At 59.5% G+C, this 20,435-nt stretch carries 20 protein-coding genes; 6 read left to right on the top strand and 14 right to left on the bottom strand.

The window, feature by feature from the left end; translation table 11 throughout:
- The first annotated feature begins 27 nt into the window (after positions 1–27).
- Positions 28–1,362, top strand: coding sequence for an MmgE/PrpD family protein (locus tag IB264_RS22340; protein ID WP_246811806.1), 1,335 nt, complete (start codon positions 28–30; stop codon positions 1,360–1,362).
- A gap of 33 nt (positions 1,363–1,395) precedes the next feature.
- Here IB264_RS22340 and IB264_RS22335 read toward each other — a convergent pair whose 3' ends face one another.
- Together IB264_RS22335 and IB264_RS22330 are read right to left on the bottom strand one after the other, a co-directional pair.
- Complete coding sequence (locus IB264_RS22335) at positions 1,396–2,754, bottom strand: amidohydrolase family protein (RefSeq protein WP_192434100.1); 1,359 nt, start codon at positions 2,752–2,754, stop codon at positions 1,396–1,398.
- Positions 2,755–2,795: 41 nt separating this feature from the next.
- Positions 2,796–3,485, bottom strand: a complete 690-nt coding sequence (locus IB264_RS22330) for a response regulator transcription factor (protein ID WP_192434098.1) — start codon at positions 3,483–3,485, stop codon at positions 2,796–2,798.
- A gap of 925 nt (positions 3,486–4,410) precedes the next feature.
- Between IB264_RS22330 and IB264_RS22325 the strand changes: the two genes are divergently transcribed.
- Together IB264_RS22325 and IB264_RS22320 are read left to right on the top strand one after the other, a co-directional pair.
- The gene (locus IB264_RS22325; protein WP_210335653.1) at positions 4,411–5,109 is read left to right on the top strand and encodes a response regulator transcription factor; all 699 of its coding nucleotides are present in this window, start codon (positions 4,411–4,413) and stop codon (positions 5,107–5,109) included.
- Positions 5,110–5,328: 219 nt separating this feature from the next.
- Positions 5,329–6,036, top strand: a complete 708-nt coding sequence (locus tag IB264_RS22320; protein ID WP_192434094.1) for an autoinducer binding domain-containing protein — start codon at positions 5,329–5,331, stop codon at positions 6,034–6,036.
- A 42-nt stretch (positions 6,037–6,078) separates the two neighbouring features.
- Here IB264_RS22320 and trbI read toward each other — a convergent pair whose 3' ends face one another.
- From trbI to IB264_RS22260, 12 genes are read right to left on the bottom strand one after another with little or no spacing between them, the layout of a single operon-like run.
- Positions 6,079–7,395, bottom strand: coding sequence for an IncP-type conjugal transfer protein TrbI (gene trbI / locus IB264_RS22315; protein WP_192434092.1), 1,317 nt, complete (start codon positions 7,393–7,395; stop codon positions 6,079–6,081).
- 11 nt (positions 7,396–7,406) lie between these two features.
- Positions 7,407–7,850: a conjugal transfer protein TrbH gene (locus IB264_RS22310; RefSeq protein ID WP_192434090.1), complete on the bottom strand. Its 444-nt coding sequence runs from the start codon at positions 7,848–7,850 to the stop codon at positions 7,407–7,409.
- On the bottom strand, positions 7,847–8,668 hold the full coding sequence (trbG, locus tag IB264_RS22305; RefSeq protein WP_192434088.1) for a P-type conjugative transfer protein TrbG: 822 nt from the start codon (positions 8,666–8,668) through the stop codon (positions 7,847–7,849). The genes IB264_RS22310 and trbG overlap by 4 nt, the downstream gene beginning before the upstream one ends.
- A 15-nt stretch (positions 8,669–8,683) precedes the next feature.
- The gene (locus IB264_RS22300; RefSeq protein ID WP_192434087.1) at positions 8,684–9,346 is read right to left on the bottom strand and encodes a conjugal transfer protein TrbF; all 663 of its coding nucleotides are present in this window, start codon (positions 9,344–9,346) and stop codon (positions 8,684–8,686) included.
- A 23-nt stretch (positions 9,347–9,369) separates the two neighbouring features.
- On the bottom strand, positions 9,370–10,563 hold the full coding sequence (trbL, locus tag IB264_RS22295; protein ID WP_192434086.1) for a P-type conjugative transfer protein TrbL: 1,194 nt from the start codon (positions 10,561–10,563) through the stop codon (positions 9,370–9,372).
- Complete coding sequence (locus tag IB264_RS22290) at positions 10,557–10,736, bottom strand: DUF2749 domain-containing protein (RefSeq protein WP_192434085.1); 180 nt, start codon at positions 10,734–10,736, stop codon at positions 10,557–10,559. Before IB264_RS22290 ends, trbL begins: the two co-directional genes overlap by 7 nt.
- The gene (trbJ, locus tag IB264_RS22285; RefSeq protein WP_192434084.1) at positions 10,730–11,530 is read right to left on the bottom strand and encodes a P-type conjugative transfer protein TrbJ; all 801 of its coding nucleotides are present in this window, start codon (positions 11,528–11,530) and stop codon (positions 10,730–10,732) included. The genes IB264_RS22290 and trbJ overlap by 7 nt, the downstream gene beginning before the upstream one ends.
- Positions 11,502–13,958: a conjugal transfer protein TrbE gene (locus tag IB264_RS22280; RefSeq protein WP_192434083.1), complete on the bottom strand. Its 2,457-nt coding sequence runs from the start codon at positions 13,956–13,958 to the stop codon at positions 11,502–11,504. Before IB264_RS22280 ends, trbJ begins: the two co-directional genes overlap by 29 nt.
- A gap of 9 nt (positions 13,959–13,967) precedes the next feature.
- Positions 13,968–14,267 (bottom strand): conjugal transfer protein TrbD, encoded by a 300-nt coding sequence (locus IB264_RS22275; RefSeq protein ID WP_084814659.1) that lies wholly within the window; start codon positions 14,265–14,267, stop codon positions 13,968–13,970.
- Positions 14,260–14,637 carry a TrbC/VirB2 family protein gene (locus IB264_RS22270; RefSeq protein ID WP_192434082.1) on the bottom strand — a complete coding sequence of 126 codons (378 nt, stop codon included), beginning with the start codon at positions 14,635–14,637 and terminating at the stop codon, positions 14,260–14,262. Before IB264_RS22270 ends, IB264_RS22275 begins: the two co-directional genes overlap by 8 nt.
- Complete coding sequence (gene trbB / locus IB264_RS22265; RefSeq protein WP_192434081.1) at positions 14,627–15,595, bottom strand: P-type conjugative transfer ATPase TrbB; 969 nt, start codon at positions 15,593–15,595, stop codon at positions 14,627–14,629. The genes IB264_RS22270 and trbB overlap by 11 nt, the downstream gene beginning before the upstream one ends.
- A 2-nt stretch (positions 15,596–15,597) precedes the next feature.
- A complete protein-coding gene (locus IB264_RS22260) occupies positions 15,598–16,218 on the bottom strand; it encodes an acyl-homoserine-lactone synthase (protein ID WP_192434079.1) in 621 nt (206 codons plus the stop codon).
- A gap of 399 nt (positions 16,219–16,617) precedes the next feature.
- Between IB264_RS22260 and repA the strand changes: the two genes are divergently transcribed.
- The 3 genes from repA to repC all read left to right on the top strand — a co-directional run bounded on the left by repA (position 16,618) and on the right by repC (position 20,424).
- Positions 16,618–17,841: a plasmid partitioning protein RepA gene (gene repA, locus IB264_RS22255; RefSeq protein ID WP_246811805.1), complete on the top strand. Its 1,224-nt coding sequence runs from the start codon at positions 16,618–16,620 to the stop codon at positions 17,839–17,841.
- Entirely contained in the window at positions 17,838–18,857 is a 1,020-nt protein-coding gene (gene repB, locus IB264_RS22250; protein WP_192434075.1) for a plasmid partitioning protein RepB, read from the top strand. The genes repA and repB overlap by 4 nt, the downstream gene beginning before the upstream one ends.
- Before the next feature lie 196 nt (positions 18,858–19,053).
- Complete coding sequence (gene repC / locus IB264_RS22245; RefSeq protein ID WP_192434073.1) at positions 19,054–20,424, top strand: plasmid replication protein RepC; 1,371 nt, start codon at positions 19,054–19,056, stop codon at positions 20,422–20,424.
- The last annotated feature ends 11 nt before the right edge of the window (positions 20,425–20,435 follow it).

Raw genomic sequence — 20,435 nt, 5'->3', positions numbered from 1 at the left:
ACCATCCTTCCCACTATGGAGCGATCAATGGCCTATCTGACGCGGGACTTGGCCGAGCACATCCATTGCTCGCTGAGAGACGGTTTACCGGCCGATGTGAACGAAGTGGCGATGAAATGCCTGCTGGACCTCATCGGCGCGGCGATTGCGGGCTACGATATGCCTGGCCCGAAAGCCGCCCGGTCGATCGCAGGTACGCTCTTTGGAACCGGCGCCGTGCCGGTATGGCTCTCTGGTACCACTGTCGCCCCTCTTGCCGCACTTCATTGCAACGCGGCTGCCGCCAGTGCCCTTGACCTTGACGACGGAAGCCGCGCCGCTCGTGGGCATCCCGGTGCCGCAGTCATTCCGACGGCGTTCGCTGCGTTGCCGCAAGCCGACGGTTCGGCGAGCGAGTTGATCGCTGCGGTCGCGCTCGGCTACGACGTCGGCATCAGGATCGCTTCGGCGCAAAATCCAGAAGGAATAAAAACACGGCAGACCGGTCGTTGGGCAGCCTTTGCGGCAGCTGCGACTGCCGGACGCCTGTTGAAATCACCGCCACATGTCATTGCGCAAGCGCTTTCCATTGCCGGCGTTCTGGCACCCAATCAACAGGCCAATGGCAGTTCGGGCTACTCCCTGCTCACCGGTAATGACGTCAAGGAGGGCATTGCCTGGAGTGCGGCAACGGGGCTCGCCGCCCTTTCACTCGCCATCAATGATCACACGGGTCCTGAGGACATCCTCGATCATCCCGGCTATTACGACGCTTCACGTATTCGGCAGGGGCTCGGACAGAGGTTTGAAATCATCGATACCTATTTCAAGCCCTATGCCTGCTGCCGCTACATTCATCCGGCCTTGGACGCCTTTTTCGAAGTGATGGGCGAGCGGCGCATTGATGCCGCACATATCCGTCGCATCGAGGTGGAGACTTTCGCCTGGGCGCTGAAACTGGGCAATCAGCTTGAACCGGACAATCTCGTGGCGCTTCAATACAGCCTTCCCTACTGTCTGGCGGTTGCAGCACTTGAGGGCAAAGACGCGCTGGCGCCTGTCGGCAACAGTCTCCTTGGGCGGCCGGACCTGTCGCGTTTTGCTGGACGCGTATCGTTGAAAGTCCACCCGGACATCGACGGACTTTTTCCGGCGCAGACCCTGGCTCGGGTCGTCATCGAGACGCCGACGGCCACCTATACCTCGAACATCAATGCGCCCTTCGGCGATCCCAAGCGGCCGATGACGTGGAGCGATATCGAAGGGAAGTTCAATCGCGTAACCCGCGATCGCCTTTCGAGAGAGCGGCAAAAAGCTCTCATCGACGGCGTTCTCAATCTGGCAAGTGGCGATCTGGATGGATTGATGCTCGCCTTGCGCTGAGGTCCCGAATGAAAACCACCGCCGGCTTACCGATCATATGATCGCTCCATTGTAGACGGCGAATTTGCCGGCGATAAGCACGTGGCGAACCCGGCTCAGATTGTGGCTGTCGCAAATCGTGAGATCCGCCCGCTTGCCGCACGCGATAAGCCCTCGATCGCCGGCCAGTTCCGGGAAGACGCGGGCGACGTTTCCGGTTGCGAGCGCGACCGCCTTCGGTGCCGATAGCTGTTTCTTCCTGATCATGCGGTGGATTGCGGACAGTATGCTGTCCCAGTCGCCGCCAGCGAAGTCGGTAGAGAGCGTATCAACGAGGCCACGCTCGACAAGGGCATCAAGGTTTTCCGGGTTGTTTCTCCATCGTGTCGAAATGCAGTCAAGCGTGGAGACATCGATCGTAGCCCCTCGCTCACGGAGTCTTATGGCCGTGTCGATCGCCTCCTCAGGAGTGAACATCGGATGGTTCGAGTGTCCGGCGACGATACGCGCTTGGGGGTAGATTTCCGCAAGTCTGACGAGAAGGTCGGCTGTCGGCGCCGCGTTGTGGAAGATCGCCGGCAGGCGTAACCGCGCCGAATGCGCGGCGATCTCCTCCAGCCCCTTCAACGAAACCGCAACCGGCGGCATGACAGTCTGCGTCACCAACTCTCGAAGAGCCTTGAGGCTGATTTGGCCATCAATTGCCAGTTTTCTAATGAGCGTCGCGAGCCCAGCATCGTCAAGGGCGTCGTGGCCATTGAGGTGGCGGCCGAGGACCGCCTCCTTCAATGCACGGGTGTCGCCGGGCATCATGCGAAGACCTGTCGCAGCCTCGATTGCAGCCGGCAGGAAGCGATAGTCTTGAGCACCGCCGCCCAATGTCTGGCCGCCGCCGGCCTCGCCGAGCGCCTTTGCGCCGCGTTCGATCATGGCATCGATGGTCGCCTGCCTGTGCCGCTCGCTCAATCCCTTGCCGTCGACGATCATGGCGGCCGCCAGATTGCTCGCAGAATGGGCCGTTGTCACATGCACATCCAGCGCATGCGGCTTGCCATCATCAGCCTCAATTTCATCGGGAAGGGCGAGACCACAGACGTTGAGCAGCGTCGTCGTTCCACATAACAGATGTCGGTTCCTGAAATACTCGATATCGGTGGTTGCGATTGGTGCCGATCCGCTCGGCATCGATGGACCGGCAACGCAGCCGTGTGCATGGGCGTTGATAATGCCGGGGACAATAGTGCAGCCTTTCGCATCGATGATCTGCTCGCCGCCGGTAATGTCAGGGTCTTGCTCGCCGACCTGCACTATCTGGCCACGCCGGATCCGCACGAAGCCCCGCTCAGCGAAGCTATGTCCATCGCCGGTTATGAGGCTTGCGTTCGCAATGAGAAGTGCACTTTCCTGTTCCATCCTGTCGCCTCGACCGAAAACGTTTGCGTTTGCCGAAACCATCAATTTTGCTCAAGCGCGTAGCCGATGCCGCGAACGGTGCGGATCAGGTTTAACCCTGTTGCCATGAGCAGTGCCCGCCGCAATCGCGCTACATGAACGTTGACCGTGCGCGGATCGACGAAAACCCCTTTTGGCCAGGCGCTCGCAATCAGGTCCTGCCTGGTCACGACAGCGGTCGGGGTCCGCAGAAACCGGTGCAACAGTTCGAATTCCGTCGCGGCGAGGCGGATCGGGATACCGGCATGAAGAACCCGGCGTGTCGTCAGATCCAGTTCCACGTTGCCATAGTTCAGTTTCGTGCCCCGCTCGGAGCTGCTCCCGGTCTCCTCTGGAGCAACGTAGCGGGTGATAGCCCTCACATATGTGTCTGGATCGACGGGTCTGATGAAAGCTTCGTCGATTCCGGCATTGAGGAAGTCGGCGTAACGGCCGGCGCCTGAGGGCTTCAGCAAAGCAACGATCTTGACGTGCCGCGTGGCTTCGTCGCGTTTAAGATCTTCGCACAGCTCGAGCGCCGCCTCGAGCTGGCCATCGAGCAGGACTGCGTCGGCCAAATCGTCCCGGACCATGCGAAGCGTTTCTTCCCGACTGGTTGCCAGGTGTGCGTTGTATCCGCTCGCCCGTAGGATATGGCGAACCGGCAGGCTGAATTCCGCATCGCGGGAACTGATCATAACGAGGCGTTTCATGGCGCCTCCAGCTAGACCGAATGAGGGTGGCCGGGGTTCCTTCTTTCATTGATGTGCATGGTTGCACACCGAGGTTTTTGCTGCAAACCATAGAATGTGAAGATTTGTATCTGCATCTCCTGGTGGAGAAGTTTGCGACTGCTTCCATAAGGCTCGGATATCAATGTCCTTGAAGGCGAATTGGAAGGCCCAACGGCGCCGGAGCAGAGTTTCTTATCGCTGCCACCGACGAGGAACGACAATGACAGCTGACGATCGGATCACAGTTCAGCAGACTCGGCTTGACGCCCGAAGGGAGGCCGCCGGCCCTATCGAAATGGCTGGCGACCAGCCTTCCTCAGCGGAGCGGTCGCGTCTGTGCCTTGACTGTTTGGCGTGCAAGCGCCGCCTTCGCGGAGATTGCACCGGCCGCGAGTAGTGCGACGGCCCTGCTCCGGGCTCGTTGACGGCGAAATCCAGCGCTGCACCGAGGTCGCCGACATCTTTCCCAACGATGAAGCGATCGGCCGTCGGAGCGTGCCGCTCGCGTGTCAGTACCGATCCCTCGATACGATGGCGCCAATGGCCGACGCCCCGCAAATCAGTCCGCTCGCAGTGGCACGCTGACATCATCGCCGGCCTGAGCCGAGAAGCGTGACAATCAGTCTATTGAGAAACCTCTTCGTGGGACTTCTTTGCTATGAAAGCAGTCTCGCAAGCGACGTTTTCGTTGGATGGATCCCATCCCGCCCGGGTCCATGTCCTGGTGAAGCCGATACCGCTAACCCCTCATTTGTGCACCTTGTCTGTCGGAGCCTTCTTCGGCTATGCCCGCTGTGGTTGTGAATTTCCTGGTTTCGGGTGATCGTTTGCTCCCGAAGTCAAATTTCCCAAACGCAGGAGCGAGGTTGCGCATTTGCCATCAGGCGACAACGTCCCACCCCGATTGGCACGCATACTCCTCGCCTCGTGTATCGAAGGCGGGCGTCGACTCGGCGGGCCGGTCGGCTGGTATGGCATTGAGGTGACGACCGTTCGAAGCGTCGGCCCTGTCACGGAGATGCTGAAAAGCGGTGCGTTCGACTTGCTCGTCATCGACGCCGTCTTCGGAAGTGAGCCATTGCTACAGCTCTGCCGTCAGGTTCGCGCCTTTAGCACCCTCCCAATCCTGGTCCTGAGCAAGGAGCATGACGATATCATTACACGCGCTCTGGAAGCCGGTGCCGATGACGGTGTCGCGGCCTGGGTGGGGCATAGGGAGATCACAGCGCGCATTCACAGCCTTCTGCGCCGCGCGTCCTATGGAAGCAGAACCAGGTTGCATCAAAGGGTACTCGTCTTCGATGGCTGGCGGCTTGATCCACTTCGTCGCAGTCTAGTCGACCCGAATGGTGTGTTCGTTACGCTTTCAGCGGTGGAATTCGATATCCTGCTCGCATTGTGCAGACGGCCCGGAGAGGTGATATCTCGCAAAGACCTGTTGGTCGCGACCCACGCAGGACAGGCCCGACCGGTGGAGCGTTGCGTCGATGTGCACATCAGCCGAATTCGCAAAAAGATCGAGGTTGATCCTCGCCATCCAATGTTCCTGAAAACCGTCCGTCTCGGCGGGTACCTGTTTGCAGCCATCGTCGAGTTTGCGTGATCCCACCTAATCGGCAAAGTGCGGGAGGCCGGGAAAATGGCTCCGATTTGTTAAGTTTTGTTGCGAAATGCGTCCAGAGGTTGAAGCGCTGTCAAGCTCCAGTTAAACCAGCGCCATGGTCGCGGTGCATGCCCGCGGCCCGAAATTCGGCTCACGGCGCATCTCGGCGCGACGCAAGGTCGTTGCCGTTAGGCTGCCCCTAGAACGGAGTTTTGTTGCATGCGGGATCGACGATTATTCATCCGACTGAGCGAGGCAACTGCTGCAGCTCGCTGCCCTAAGTCGCTAAAGCAGTCGCTTGGCAGGTTTGCGAGAAACAACGGGTTCGATGGCTTCGCCTATCTCTCTCTGCACCCCATATTTGCGGTCACAGACTATCCGGCCGAATGGCAAAGACATTATTTCGAACGATCCTACATGCGTCTTGACCCGGTGGTCACCGGAGCCCGACGTGTGAACGAGGCGTTTCCCTGGTCGGTTGATCAACAGAGGCGAGGAGCGTGTTCGGATCTGAGGCGCTTTTATACCGAGGCTGCCGATTTTGGCATCCAATCGGGCGTGACTATCCCCGTGCGAGCGGGCCACAACCGATTTTCGATCGTCACTCTCTGCACGGCCTCAAGCAAAGCGTTGCTTTCGGACATTGAATTGAACGCGGTCGAGGGGGCTTGGGCCGGGGCTCTCGTGCACGCCAAATTCAGCGAGGTGCCGGACGAGATCGTCACGCGCGCCGAGATCGATCTGAGCTGGCAAGAGCGCCTCTGTCTAAGTTGGTCGGCCGAGGGAAAGACCATGCTGGAAATCGCGATGCTGGAAGGCATTGCGAAGACCACCGTTCGCTTCTACATCGATAAGGCCAAGAAAAAACTGGGTGTCATGACGCTGCCGCAGGCGACAGCCAAGGCGACCGACCTGAAACTGATTTGAGGAGATCTCCCCGCGCCAATCCTTGATCCCCGAGGATGACCACTAGCGCTCAGTGGCCTTTATTTCCGGTCGGTCCCGATATGGACCGGGAAAGACGATGTCCTGATCGACAAGGACGTTGAATTGGTACCCTGGCCGGATCCGGAGCGTGGGTTGGACATCAAGATTCTTGCCGACGGTTCGCTCGGCGAGCCGGCCGAAGGTTTCAGCAAAGCTTCGACGCGCCGCATCCGATGCGCGATTACGATCGTCACGTCCTGAACTGTCGGGAAGCGACATATCCATTCCCGCTCCGATGATGGCAACCAGCGCCGCGGACGCGAACGTTCGCAAATAATGGCGATCGACCCGGTCAGCGTAGCCGCCATAGCCTTCAGCATCGGTTCCTGCCATTCCTCCGATTTGCAAGGTGGAACCGTTGGGAAAGATCACATCCGTCCAGATAACCAGCAGCCGTGATTGTCCGAACGAAACGTCTGAACTGTAGCGGCCGAACAGTTTGGCCCCTTGCGGAATGAGAAGGCGGTGGCCTGTCGCACTATCGTAGACGTTCCGGCTCACCTGCGCGCTGATACGGCCGGGAAGATCTGAATTGATCCCGCTGATGAGTGTCGCCGGGATCACCGATCCCCGCTTCAGCTCGAAATTCGAAAGCGGCGACACGACCTGGTTGGGGAGGTAGCCGAGATCCTTGATGTCCTGATTGAAGAAATCCTGCTTGAGAGCCTGGAGATTGGCACCGCCTTCCTGCGCGGCAAGGCCGGCGCGCAATGCCTCGGCGTAAAGCTCACCGGTTGCGCGCACCCGTGCGCTATTCGGTGTTTCCGATCGTGGGGACAGCTGGTTGGTTGCGCCGACCTTTGTGATATCGACCAGAAGCGGGGAATCATATGCGGCGCCTTGCGCCTGCAGCCGCGCCATTTCCTGGCGGTGCCTCTCGCGCAATGACTGCTCCTTGCGTTCGCGCTCGAGACGGGCCAGCCATTCTGTTTCCGGCTCGATCCGCACAACGTCACGCGAGACCTCCTGCTCTGGTTCAGACTGGGCTTGCGTGGCGGGGGAGCTGGCAACGAGCGGCGTCGGTTTGAAGGTCTCGGCTTGCGCCGGCTCACTGATGATGCCGTCCGTCACCCCTTTCTTGAGTTGCTCGGCAAAATTCGATGCCGGCGTGCTCGATGCAGCCTCGGGACCTGACGCTCCCGTGAAATAAAGTCCCCTAGAAGACAATCCATAGATGATGACGGCGAGGAAAATGAGAACAAGGGTGATGACCGCGAAGATCGGCAGCCGATTGAGCCTTTGCATTGTGTGCGGATCTGCGTGCTGGGACGGGCGACCCAACTGAAGCGATTGAACCACGATGTCCTCCTTCAGTTGCGTGTGATGACTGACAATGGAGTGACCGGCATGGCTCCATCGAGGCTGGCGTTATAGCCACGTGTGATTTCGACAGTGCCGACGGCGAGCCGTGCCAAGATCTGTCCCTCGAATTCGTCGATGCCGTAGGTCACATCAAGGGCGCGCTTGCCGGTCGGCACTGCCGGTTCGGCGCTGATCACATAACCCGCCGAGCGAAGGGCGGACTGCCAGGCGACGCCATGGGGCGATTGATCTTCGTCCAGGCGAAGAGGTGCGGAGCCTGGAGCGACCTGTTCCGCTAGCCGGCTCACAATATCGCCCGAGATCGCCGCCACTGCCGGTTCCGACAGCGAGCTGCTGCTTGGGCCATGGGTCGTCAGGGTTTCGGTGTCGGTCTGACAACTGGACAGCAGGAAGGTTGCAGCGACGGCAAGCGACAAAGATGCGGGTTTCATGGTTTGCCTCCCCTGCGAATGCTGACCTTCTGGCGATGCCAGCCAACTCCGGATATCAGGACGGCGCGCTCGACGAGGTAATCGACAACCATCATGTTCTTTTTCATCCGGTAGTTGACGATCCGGTTCTTACCGCCCGAAACGACGAAGAGGACGGGCGCGTCCTCGCCCGTGATCGTCTGCGGAAACTGGATGTAGGTCTTCTGCCCGTCGGAATAGACGCGTGTCGGACGCCATGATGCACGACCGCTGACCGCATAGCCGAAGTTCAGTCGTTCTGCCGGGACGCCAGTGTCGCCAAGTGACATCTCGAGGCGTGCGTTGACGTCGGCGAGTTTCGTCGCAACGTCCTCGGGATACTCGAAGCCGACGCGGGCCATGTATTGGGTCGGATGCGACTTGAGCTGTATGTGATAAGTGCGCCGCGATGTCGTGACGACCATCGATGTGACGAGGTGCGGCTCGGAAGGTTTTACGATCAGGTGGACCGCCTGCCCGCCAACAGCGCCTGACGTTGCAGGCTCGATTTTCCAGCGGACCGTATCGCCAACCAGGACGTCGCGCACGATCTCACCTCCCTGAAGCTCGATGTCGCAAACCTGCAGGGGCGAGCAGATGACGGATGGTTGTGTCTGGCCGAACAGGTAGACCACTTTTCCGTCAGGGCCACGCGTGACCACGCCGCTTCCCCCGCGCCATTTGTGGGATAGTGCCGCTCCCTTCATCTCCTTGGCGTTCATGCTCTCGGCATGGACCGGTGGGCTGATGGCACCCAGCACAAGGGCCGCGACAAAGGCGCGGGTCAGCCTGTTACGCATCTTGTCATTCCCTTCCTAGAGCTGTGCCGTCCAGTCGAAATCTCTGACATAGAGGCCGATCGGATTGAGGCGGATGACGCTTTCGTCTTGGGGGGCGGTCAGCGTGACCGTGACAATTCCCCGAAAGCGGCGCTCGGCCGTTTCCTTGCCGCGTCTGTCCCTCTCGAACTCCGTCCAGTCGAGCTGGTATGTCTGGTTGGAGAGAGCCACGACATTGTTGACCTCGATGGACACGGTTGCAGTTTTCGCCCGCTCAAACGGCGACGCACTTCTGAACGAGGCGTTGATCTTCTCGGTGGCCGGATCCGAGGTTCGCAGAAGCGCATAGGTCCGATCGATGTACTGTTTCTGGACGACCGCGTCGGGTGAAACAGATCGGAAGCTCGAGACGAAATTGGCGAGCGTCGCACGCACCACCCGCTCGTCGGCATACTCGATCTGCTCGGGGAACCCCGCGCTGACTGCGGTTCCGAGCTTGTCGACTTCGACGATGTAGGGCACCAACCTGATCTGCGAACTTAGATAGAGAGCATACGAAAATCCGATGACGGCCATGGTCATCGACACCATGCCGACAATCTTCCACGCAAGTGCCGAGCGGATATAGGAGCCGTAGCGCTCGTTCCACTCCTGCCGGGCTGCCAGATAGGGGTTCTCGGGCGCCTGTTGCAATGACATTGGCAATCTTCTCTCCATGGTCGTCAGCTGTCGTCGCTGAGAGTTGGTGGCGTCTTTCGGGTACTAAGGCCTGCCGCTTGGTCGAGCTTGGCGTTGGCAAGTCCCATGAGCGTTCCGGCATGGGCTCCCGGCGATCCGATCGCCTTGTCCTTGGCTGCCGACGCGGCCGAGCGGCCAGCACCGATGGCGCCTGATGCGACCCCACGTAGGGCTGCACCGACCGATGATGAGCCGGCGGCGCGAGCGGCTGTCGCTGCCGCAGCGCTTGCTGCTGCGCCCCCTGCAGCCAGAAAACCGACCCCCGCAACAAATGACGCAGCCTGGCTGCCATGGCGGATGGTCTCCATCCCACCGGTCACCGAAACGCCCTGGACAACGCCCTGAAGGATGTTGGGGACATACATCGCGATGATGAAAACGACGACGGCTATGCCTGCAATTGCGAGGGCTGTCTGAAACTCGTCACCTACCGTCGGTTCGTTCGCCAAACCGATCAGCACTTCCGAGCCGATGCGGGAAATCATGACGAGCGCCATCAGTTTCATCCCGACACTGAAGGCATATACCAGGTAGCGAACCGCGAAGTCTTTCGTGAAGGAGGAGCCTCCGAGCCCCAGCATGATCATTCCAGCCAAAAGGCCTACATACATCTCCACCATGACGGAAACGAAGATGGCGGCGACAAGTGAGAATGCGATCATGGTAGCAATCATCGCGAGGGCAGCGGATATCGCCAACGCGTTATCTTCGAACAAACCGAAACGGATTTTCTCGGACATCTTCGATGCGACAGTGAGGCCGGCGTTGAAGACATTCGCAGGCGAGGCTGTGCCTCCGGCAGCTCCTATCTGGAAGAGGCTGTCGACGACGTCTTTGGCAAAACTCGGGCCTTGCTCAAGAACGAACGCGAACAGGCCTATGAAGAGGATGCGCCGCGCCAGCTCAGAGAACCAGCTTTCCAGGGTCGCCGCCTGCAGCGCCAGCCAAACAGCGGCAATTCCGATCTCTATTCCCGCAAGAATCCAGAATAGGGAACGCGCAGCATTCATAACGGTGGTCTCCCAACCACGAGCAGCCGCGCTGACTTGGTTTTGCAGTACTGAAAGTACGTCGCCTTCCTGAGCAAGCCCTGGTGTCGCAAACGCCAAAGCTATGCCAGCCGAGGCCAGTGCTATGAGAAGGGGCCGGCCCAACGAGAATGGTTCAGACTTCACCATCGCGGCCTCATCTCTTGGCCACCCTTCAGATCATAGGTTTTGGTTGAACCGAAATAGTCGGCACGGCGCGTCTGCGCTTGCTCATGACAAACAACTAGCAACAGTGCCGATGATAGGCCGCCGACGAGCAAAAGACCGACCGTGACTATTCCGGCGAACTTCTTGCTCACCATCTCGGCTCCATCGCCTGTCCTCCGCTGGTGGAGGGCGCGGTGGACGAGAAGAACCTTTCGCGTCGGGCTTGTGCGAGATCCTTGTCGGTCTGACTGGTCTGGTACCAGGTGCCCATCATCGTCATCTGTTGGGAGACGAGACCTCTAAGCTTCTGCATCTGCGCCACCTGCTGAGCAGCTATCTGATGGCCGACCTGCAGGGCTTTCATCTGCCCGTCTGACGTTTGCGACATGGTGCGCAACTCGGCCATCGTCGCTTCCTCTGTCGTGAACTGATCGCCGGTCAGGCTCGCCGCTTTCAACGTTCCGGCGATCGTTCCGCGGTTGGTCTGCGACCAGCCGGCGTAGGTCGACGAGAAGCTGGCGCCCGCCGGCAGGTTCGACTTGAGCTCCGCATAGCTTTTGAATCGCTGTCTGAGGATGTCGTCCGCATTGGCCATGGAGAATGCGATCCCCTCGCCTGTCGCCACAACTTTGCGGAGTTGCCCGAGATCGCGTTCGACCTGACCCCAGACATGGGCCGGCAGCTGCGCGGTGTTCTGCAGCATATTGTCGTAGATCCTGAGCTGGTTCTGGATCTGCTCGGCGAGCTGACCGATCTGCTTCAGCTGGTTGTTCACCTGGACGCCGGACTTTTCCAATATGTTCAGAAGCTCGGCATTGTTGGCGAGCTGTGTCCATTCCGTCGCAGCCCCGGTCGCGCTGCCGGCCGTCACCGTGGTCGGCAAAGCGGTCATCGTGATGAGCAAGGAAACAGGCAGCACCTTACGGTAGTGTGAGACGCGATGCGGCATCGTGAAGTCCTCTCGTCTGGAGCCAATGGATCGGCCACTGCGGCCCGAATTCGTCGTAAAGGGCGCGAATGCGCTTGAGGTCGTCTTTCCCGCTTGCGCCAACGAATGAGAGTGTGACGCTGCCGAGCGCCATATCGAACAGCCGTCGTCCCGCAGGCGACGCGACATAGTATTCGCGCTTCGGCAGAGCCATCGCGACGATCTCGATCTGGCGGTCGTTGAAGCCGATGCGCTCGTAGAACTCTCTGGTTCCTGGTTCCCGGGCAGCCCCGTTCGGCAGGCAAATTTTCGTCGGGCAGCTTTCCTTCAGCACATCGATAATGCCGGATCGCTCCGCGTCGGAAATCGACTGGGTTGCCAGGACGACGGCGCAGTTTGCCTTACGCAGGACCTTCAACCACTCTCGGATCTTCTCGCGGAAGACCGGATGACCGAGCATCAGCCAGGCCTCGTCGAGGATAATGAGGCTTGGTGCGCCCGTCAGCCGCTTCTCTATCCGGCGAAAAAGATAGGTGAGCACCGGCACGAGATGACGCTCACCCAGGGTCATCAGCTGTTCGATTTCGAACGTCTGGAAGGTGCCGAACGATAGACCGTCTGTTTCCGCATCCAGCAACTGGCCCATGGGCCCGTCGACGGTGTAGGGATGCAATGCGTCCTTGATATCGCGATTTTGCACGCCGCTGACAAAATCAGAAAGCGAGCGACCCGGCGCCGCGGCCATCAGGGCGACCTGCCTGGAGATGGCATTGCGATGATCGGGAGCGATCGGCACGCCCTGCAACTGGACCAGCGTCTCGACCCACTCGCAAGCCCAGGCGCGATCGCCATCCGTGGCCAATTCCATGAGCGGGCAGAAGGCAAGTTGTTGTCGGCCGTCGGCGGTATCAGAGCCTACATCATAGTGGTCGCCACCCGTTGCGAGCGTCAGCGGCAACAGCGAGTTGCCCTTGTCGAACGCGAAGATCTGAGCGTTTTCGTATCTCAGGAACTGGGCCGCGAGCAAAGCAAGCAGCGTCGACTTTCCTGAGCCCGTTGGCCCGAAAACAAGTGTGTGCCCGACATCGTCGACATGCAGGTTCAAACGGAAAGGCGTAGAGCCGGAGGCGACCTGCATGAGAGGCGGCGCGCCCGGCGCATAGAATGGGCATGGGGCGTCCGGGTTCCCGGACCAGACGGTGTTCAAGGGCATCAGGTCGGCGAGATTGCGCGTATTGATCAGCGGCTCGCGTATGTTCGCGTACCAATTGCCCGGCAGGCTGCCGAGATAGGCGTCCGTCGCGTTCAATGTCTCGATCCGTGCACCGAAGCCTTCGGCCTGGATTAGGCGACGCACGGTTTCAGCATTGCTCTTCAGGCGATCATGATCCTCGTCGAAGAGGACGACGACTGGGGTATAATAACCGTAGGCGACCAACTGGGAGGACGCTTCCGCGATCGCCTCCTCGGTCTCGACGACCATGGCAAAGGCGTCCTGGTCGACAGAGCGGCTTTGGGTCTGAAACAGCTGGTCTAAAAACGGGCGCACCTTTTGCTGCCACTTCTTGCGCGTGCGCTCGAGCCGCGCGCGGGCCTCCTCCGCATCGAGGAAGATGAAGCGCGACGACCAGCGGTAGCTGAGCGGCAGGAGGTCGAGATTGTTCAGGATGCCGGGCCAGCTTTCGGCCGGGAACCCATCGATAGCGACGACCGCCAGGAAGCGATTTTCGATGGTCGGTGCGAGACCGTGCTGAAGTTCCGCGGTCACAATCCAGTCGAGATACATCGGTATCTCGGGCAGCCGCACGGGGTGATTGTCGCCGGCGATGCAGAAGCGCACGAACTGCAGCAACTCGTCATAGCGCGCAATCCTGAAGCCTCCGGCTTCTTCGACTTCGCGCGTCACCATGCGGCGGATCGAGATGGTGCTGCTCAGATATTGCTCGACCTCGCCGACCGTGCGTCGGAATGTCTGGAGTACCGTATCGGCAAACGACCGTGTTCGACTTGCGTCGTCGGAGTAGACATATTTGCTGAAGCGGGTGCGACGCTCCTCGTGTGGCCGATAGGTCACGACCAGGGCATGACGGCTTTCAAAGTGGCCCCTCTCCCGTTCGAAATGGGCGCGGCGCTCCTCGTCGATCGCGCGTGAGACAGGATCTGGAAAGTGGCACGAACCGGCCGAGGCGTAATCTTTGGTCGGCATTCGGATCGCTTCCACCTGGATCATCCAGCCCGAGCCAAGCCGTGACAGAACGCCACTGATCTGCCGGGCTATCTCATTGCGTTCGTGATCAGTCGAGCTCTCGCTGTCCGGTCCGGCATAGTACCAGCCCGCCATCAGCGAGCCGTCCTTCAAAAGCACGATCCCGTTGTCAACGAGACCGGCATAGGGCACGAGATCAGCAAAGGAGGGACCGGTGCGCCTGAAAGTGCGAAGAGCAACCATCCGGATCCCTCAATACCTGCGCCATGGCGACGAGGTCGCGAGATAGCAAGCGCGATAGGAGACGTGGCGAATGTAAATCCTGCGCATCAGCGGATCGATCTTCGCCATGCGGCGAAGCACGCCGACGATCGACGTCCAGACGATCACGCCGACGATTGCTGAATAAACCGTCAGCACGACGAAGATCAGGATCGTGGCTACAAGGCCGGTCGCCAGCACGAGCTCACGGTCAGCCCCCATCAGAAGGTTCGGACGCGACAGTGCGCGGTGAATGCGGTTTTGGCGCAGGTTGGATGCGGGCTCAGCCATTTGCCGCCCCCAGTTCGCCTTCCACCTCGGCCGGTGGCATCGGTACTTGAGACGTGCCGATCGAGGAGCCGGTGGCGCCGAACAGCCCGACGATCTGCGTCGACCCGAGCAAAATGCCAGCCACGAGCACGACATAAACCAGGCGCCGAGCGAAATCGTTGAGTTCGCCGCCGAATATCAGCATGCCACCGGCGATCGCCACCGCGGCCAGCGCAATGAAGCCCGCGACAGGCCCCGTGATCGATTCCTGGACCCGCTCGAGCGGTGCCTCCCATGGCAGACCACCGCCGGAGCCTGCGAATGCGGGTGACGCCATGGCAACGAGAACGATTGTCGTGGGGATTATGAGGTTATGAAGTTCAAGCCGCATGCAGTCCGCCCTCCCGGTTCCTTCTGGTTGCCTGATAGTGGCCGTCGCTGTAGCCCCCGATCTCGAGGAGATCGCGCACGCGCCGTCCGTTTGAGGTTCGTTCGATCGAGATGATCAGATCGACGGCGTCGCCGATGACGGTCTGCATCGGCTGCTGACTGACTTCCGAGGTCAGTTGTTCGAGGCGCTGCAATGCCGAGCGGGCCGTATTCGAATGGATGGTCGTCACACCGCCGGGATGGCCTGTGTTCCAAGCCTTAAGCAGGGTAAGCGCTGCCCCATCGCGAACCTCTCCAACGACAATGCGATCGGGTCTCAGCCGCATGGTGCTGCGCAAGAGGCAAGCCATGTCGACCCTATCGCTGGTGCGAAGGGCAACTGCGTTTTGCGCGCAACATTGCAGTTCAAGCGTATCCTCCAGAAGCACGAGCCGGTCGTTTGGGGCCGTCTCCACGATTTCGGCAATGACCGCGTTGGCAAGCGTGGTCTTGCCGGATCCCGTTCCGCCGCAAATCACGATGTTCAACCGGGATCTGATCGCGCTGCGGATGAATGCGGCTTGCCGAGGCGTCATCACCTGCGCATCGACATAGTCTTTGAGCGGAATGACGCGTGACGCCTTGCGTCTGATGGCAAAGATCGGTGCCGCAACGATCGGCGGTATCAGGCCCTCGAAACGGTGACCGCCGATCGGCAACTCTCCAGAGACGATTGGCCGTTCGCGCGAGACCTCGGAGCCCAGAATATGGGCGACGCTCCCAATGATGATCTCAGCGGTGGCGGCGTCCATCTCACCCGCGTCGGCAATTGGCCGGCCCAGACGCTCGACGAAAACGCGTCCATCGGGGTTCAGCATGACCTCAACGATCGCGGGATCGTCGAGTGTGGCACAAAGCTTAGCGCCAAGAGCGTCCTTGAGCTTACGGATGAGGCGAGGGTGCGAGTGTTGTTCGATCATGCTTAGGCCACCGGCCAGCGAAGGCGTGAGAAATTTACGCAACAGGCCGGCGGTTGCAGCCGGTCGGAGATCTCCTGATTGACCTGCAGCTTTCCGGCAATGCTGAGCGTCGTTCCGATCAAACGAGGCTCGCCGAGCCGGGATAGCGGCCAGCCGGCGCGTCTGAGGATGCGCTCGAACGCCACGTCCGTGGCCGTCACAACTTCGGTAAAGCCATGAACGAGGCAGCATCCGACGATGCCGGCGAGCATGAGGCGGGTGACTTCATGCAGAGACCCCCCTCCCCCAGATCTCGATGTATCGACGCAAAAGCGTGAACTCTCTATCTGATGGGCGTGAGTGGCGAGCCCTTGGGGTGGTAGCAGCTCGGCAAAGGTGTCCGTCAGCATCGTTGGGCCAGACGTTGGCAGAAGACGGGCGCAGCCAACAACGTCCGCGCGCGGTGTCACCGCCAGGATGTAGAGGGGAGCGAGCCTGTCGTATCGATCGATCTCGCGACCATTTTCGATGCGGACGTTCCAGCCAAGCCGTTCGGCGAAGACCCTGCCCCGCAATCGATACATTTCTTCCAGCAGTAAAGCTTCTGCTGGACTTGCTGGTTGTTGAATCTGAATGATTTTCATCGGCTTCATCCTCTCCGACGCGACTGCGAGGAGGTTTGCAGGAACAGAAACATTGAGCGAGTCTCAAAAGTGAGGGGCCGGCGCACCGGCTATTCTGCCCATTCAGCCTGCAATATATGTTCGCGTGAATCTCTCGTTGGGCGTCTTGGCACGCCGTCCAGCGGTAGATCGTGAAGCCGCTTCACCATCAAAAGTGATAGTAATTCTCTCCTGCTCTCAATTCTGGAAGTTGAGAAAAGCTGGAAGAATCCAAGTGTTAGCGCCAGCCGCCGCTCGTTTTGGTTCTTGGGCGTTAACCTTGCATTAACCCTATTGTCCTGGACGCCCTTGATAGAATCGTGTTCTAGCTTTTAGCGGGCAATGGCCGGTAAACCGGCAGCAGGCCGACAAGAGGGATACATGGCGATAGCATTACGATCAGAGACGGCTGTTCCGTCCAAGGAAGATGCGGGCAGCAAGATCACGCGCCATGCGGGCCTTCTATCGAGCCAATTGCAGCAACTCAGAACCCGCATGTATCCCCCGAAGTCCGAAAAGATGCTGCGTCAGTTTCTGACCAATGAAGTTTCCAAGCTCACGTCCATCCCGGATTCGACTTTGAAGCTGATGTCGAGTGAGGGGCGCGGCCCTGTTCCGGGCAGGCTGGAAAACAATCATCGGGTCTATACACTCGAGCAGATCAACGAATTGCGGGCGCTGTTTGCCAAGCAAAAGCCCGCAGAGGCGCTTCGCTTCCTTCCCCGACGGCGTCCCGGTGAGCATTTGCAGGTTCTGGCGATCGCCAACTTCAAGGGCGGTAGCGCAAAGACGACGACCTGCGTCCACCTTGCACATTACCTTGCGCTCAACGGCTACCGCGTCCTGGCGCTGGATCTCGATCCTCAGGCATCGCTGTCCGCTCTGTTCGGTGCCCAGCCAGAGTTCGACGTTGGAGCCAACGAGACCATTTACGCGGCGCTTCGCTACGACGAGTCAGAAAGGCGCCCAATACGCGACATTATTCGCAAGACCTACTTCGATGGCGTTGATCTGATCCCCGGCAACCTGGAGGTCATGGAGTACGAGCACGAAACCCCGCGCATCCTCGCCCACAAAACGAGCTCCGGCGCGATCTTCTTCGAACGGCTCAAGCTCGCACTTGCGGAAGTCGAAGCCGACTACGATGTCGTCCTTCTGGATACGCCTCCGTCACTTGGATTTTTGACCCTCAGCGCCATCTATGCTGCGACGAGCATGATCATCACCGTTCATCCTGCCATGCTCGACGTGGCTTCGATGAACCAGTTCCTGCTGATGATGGGAGACCTGATCAGCGTGCTGAACGAGAGCGGCGCGCAACTGGATCAGGATTTCATCCGGTATCTGGTGACGCGGCATGACCCCAACGATGGGCCTCAGTCGCAGGTCGTCGCCATGCTCCGTCATCTGTTTGGATCAGACGTTATATTGCCGACGGCGATCGAAAGCACGGCTGTCGAGGCTGCAGGTCTTGCCAAACGGTCGATCTACGAACTGGAAATGGGGCAGATTGGCCGTGACACGCACAAACGTGCACGCGAAGCCGTGGATGCGGTCAATGAGGCGATCATACGGCTCATCAACTCAAGCTGGGGACGTGAATGAGCAAGTCACCCCGTAAATCGATTGTTGCGAACTTCGGATTGCTTTCGGCCGAGCTGGAAAACGATCAGCCCGCTGGATCGGAGACGCCCTCCCCTGCTCCCATCGCCCGGGTCGGCGCAGGCGTGATTGGCGCTGCGCACCGAGCCATCGACGACATCCGTGCCGAGCGGGATCGTTTGCGAGCGATTGTCGAGGCTGGGGGCGGTTTGATCCTCGAACTGGATCCGGACACGATCGACCCCTCTCCCTATCCGGATCGTCTGCCAGACGACAATGTCGGAGACTTCGAGGCCTTTAAGCGCTCCATGGAGACCGAAGGACAGAAAGTTCCAATTCAGGTCCGGCGTCATCCTTCTTCAGTTGACCGCTACCAGATTGTCTACGGCCATCGGCGCTGGAGAGCAGCCCAAGAACTCGGTCGGCCAGTGCGCGCGCTGGAGGTCGAAATGTCCGACCTCGACCTGGTGGTGGCGCAGGGCATCGAGAACGGAAACCGTCAGGATCTTACCTGGATTGAGCGTTCACTGTTTGCCTACCGAATGGACGATGCCGGGATTAGGCCGCGCGACATATACGCCGCCCTTTCAATCGAAGATGCCGAGCTGGCTCGAATGAGAAGTGTCTATCGCGCCGTTCCAGCCGACATCATCGAAGCGATCGGCCGCGCACCGAAGGTTGGTAGACCGCGCTGGCTGGATCTGGCGAAGGCGATTGCCGACAAGCCAGGTGCCGTTGGTGCCGTCCGCGCCGCGTTGGCGAAGGCGAGCGGCACTGCCGAAGGTTCGGACCAGCGGTTTCAGCGTGCGTTGAATGCCGTCAAGCCAGCCGTTGTTTCCCGGCAGGAGCAGACACCGATTGTGGACGCCTCGGGGACCAGGCTCGGTGCTTGCAAGAGTACGCCGAAGGAAATGCGGATCTCTGCTGAGGGAAAGCTAGGCGTTCAATTCATAAAATTCATGGAAGAGCAGTTGCCGGTCTTGGCCGAGCAGTTCTCTCGCCAACGCGACAGTGAATGATCCTGACAACTGTCAGGATTTCGAGAAGACATCGGAAGGAAGCTGCGCAAAAGAAAAAGGCCCCCAAACGTTTCCGTCGTGGAAGCCTTCCTCATATCTAGCAATCTGAGAATCGCATTTCCACGAATCCCAGTCAAGAGTCTTTGGCATCGTTTTTGGTGAGCGGGTTTCTTTTGCCTTTTTGAGGTGAAGAGAAATGCAGAGTGGAAATGTGACGACGCCCTTTGGACGGCGGCCGATGACGCTTGCCTTGGTCAAAAGGCAGTTCACCACGGCTGAAATCAAACCAGGCAAGACGGCGGACAAGTGGAAGGTGTTTCGCGACGCGTCCGAGGCGAGAGCTTCGCTTGGAATTCAGGATCGGGCCCTTGCCGTCCTTGATGCCTTGCTGACGTTCTATCCTGAGGCTGAACTCTCTCGGGAACGGGCGATGATTGTCTTCCCCTCCAATGCACAGTTGTCAGTGCGAGCGCATGGCATTGCCGGCACAACGTTGCGCCGGCATCTGGCAGCACTTGTTGAAGCGGGCCTGATCGTCCGCAAGGACAGCGCCAACGGCAAGCGATATGCCCGCAAAGATCGCTCAGGCGAAATTGAGGACGCTTACGGCTTCGACTTGTCGCCCCTGCTTGCGCGCGCTGACGAGCTGGCACAGTTGGCGCAGCAGGTTGCGGCCGATCGCGCGGAGTTCCGTCGGGTCAAGGAAACGCTCTCGATTTGCCGGCGCGATGTTCGAAAGCTGATCTCCGCAGCGATGGAAGAAAGAGCTTCTGGCGATTGGGGAGCGATTGAACTGATGTATGTCGCTCTAGTTGGCCGGATCCCGCGCACACCCACCATCGGCGATCTGCAGGTAATCCTCGATGAAATGCAGATTCTGCAGTCGGAAGTTCTCAATCTGCTGGAAATGCAGATGATTTCGGAAAAAACGAGCACCAATGCTGTCGGTTTTGAACGTCACATACAGAATTCACATACCGAATCCATCCATGAACTTGAACCATGCTCTGAAAAGGAGCTAAGGGCGAAAACTGAGGTAAAGCCAGAGCCGAAGCGCGAGCCGTTAAAAGCGTTTCAGTTGGGGATGGTGCTGCAGGCCTGCCCGGAGATCGCGATGTACGGGTCAGACGGAGCGATTTCGAGCTGGCGCGAACTGATGGCTGCCGCGGTGGTGGTTCGATCGATGCTTGGCGTCAGTCCGAGCGCCTATCAGGATGCCTGCGACGCGATGGGGCCGGAAAATGCGGCCGCGACGATGGCTTGCATCCTGGAGCGAGCAGCGCACATCAACTCGGCCGGCGGCTATCTCAGGAATCTGACGACAAAGGCGCAGCGAGGGGAGTTTTCGCTCGGGCCGATGCTGATGGCACTAATGCGAGCAAACGGCGCCTCAACGCTTCGTAGCGCCGGGGGCGCCATCCGCAATGTCCGGTCTGGGTCAGAATCGCGTCGTGCTACCCCAGCAACCGAACGAACGCAAAGGGTGGAAGTTTGTCGTTCGAGTCAACTGCCGGAACAAGCAAGGAGAGCCACTGCAGCCGTTGCCTGCGCAACCTTCCGCGGATGACCGAGTGGTTG

The organism is Ensifer sp. ENS11 (assembly GCF_014851895.1).
Taxonomy (GTDB): domain Bacteria; phylum Pseudomonadota; class Alphaproteobacteria; order Rhizobiales; family Rhizobiaceae; genus Ensifer; species Ensifer canadensis.
Note: the sequence above shows the minus strand (reverse complement) of the source record. Positions and strands in the feature narration are given on the sequence as shown.

Excerpts from the sequence above, each read along its gene's own strand:
- IB264_RS22330 (WP_192434098.1), bottom strand. The coding sequence starts at position 3,485 with ATGAAACGCCTCGTTATGATCAGTTCCCGCGATGCGGAATTCAGCCTG.
- IB264_RS22260 (WP_192434079.1), bottom strand. The coding sequence starts at position 16,218 with ATGAAAATCATTCAGATTCAACAACCAGCAAGTCCAGCAGAAGCTTTA.
- IB264_RS22335 (WP_192434100.1), bottom strand. The coding sequence starts at position 2,754 with ATGGAACAGGAAAGTGCACTTCTCATTGCGAACGCAAGCCTCATAACC.
- IB264_RS22275 (WP_084814659.1), bottom strand. The coding sequence starts at position 14,267 with ATGGCTGAGCCCGCATCCAACCTGCGCCAAAACCGCATTCACCGCGCA.
- IB264_RS22340 (WP_246811806.1), top strand. The coding sequence starts at position 28 with ATGGCCTATCTGACGCGGGACTTGGCCGAGCACATCCATTGCTCGCTG.
- IB264_RS22320 (WP_192434094.1), top strand. The coding sequence starts at position 5,329 with ATGCGGGATCGACGATTATTCATCCGACTGAGCGAGGCAACTGCTGCA.
- repC (WP_192434073.1), top strand. The coding sequence starts at position 19,054 with ATGCAGAGTGGAAATGTGACGACGCCCTTTGGACGGCGGCCGATGACG.
- trbL (WP_192434086.1), bottom strand. The coding sequence starts at position 10,563 with ATGGTGAAGTCTGAACCATTCTCGTTGGGCCGGCCCCTTCTCATAGCA.
- IB264_RS22300 (WP_192434087.1), bottom strand. The coding sequence starts at position 9,346 with ATGTCATTGCAACAGGCGCCCGAGAACCCCTATCTGGCAGCCCGGCAG.
- trbJ (WP_192434084.1), bottom strand. The coding sequence starts at position 11,530 with ATGCCGCATCGCGTCTCACACTACCGTAAGGTGCTGCCTGTTTCCTTG.
- repB (WP_192434075.1), top strand. The coding sequence starts at position 17,838 with ATGAGCAAGTCACCCCGTAAATCGATTGTTGCGAACTTCGGATTGCTT.
- IB264_RS22270 (WP_192434082.1), bottom strand. The coding sequence starts at position 14,637 with ATGCGGCTTGAACTTCATAACCTCATAATCCCCACGACAATCGTTCTC.
- IB264_RS22310 (WP_192434090.1), bottom strand. The coding sequence starts at position 7,850 with ATGAAACCCGCATCTTTGTCGCTTGCCGTCGCTGCAACCTTCCTGCTG.
- trbG (WP_192434088.1), bottom strand. The coding sequence starts at position 8,668 with ATGCGTAACAGGCTGACCCGCGCCTTTGTCGCGGCCCTTGTGCTGGGT.
- repA (WP_246811805.1), top strand. The coding sequence starts at position 16,618 with ATGGCGATAGCATTACGATCAGAGACGGCTGTTCCGTCCAAGGAAGAT.
- IB264_RS22280 (WP_192434083.1), bottom strand. The coding sequence starts at position 13,958 with ATGGTTGCTCTTCGCACTTTCAGGCGCACCGGTCCCTCCTTTGCTGAT.
- IB264_RS22290 (WP_192434085.1), bottom strand. The coding sequence starts at position 10,736 with ATGGTGAGCAAGAAGTTCGCCGGAATAGTCACGGTCGGTCTTTTGCTC.
- trbB (WP_192434081.1), bottom strand. The coding sequence starts at position 15,595 with ATGATCGAACAACACTCGCACCCTCGCCTCATCCGTAAGCTCAAGGAC.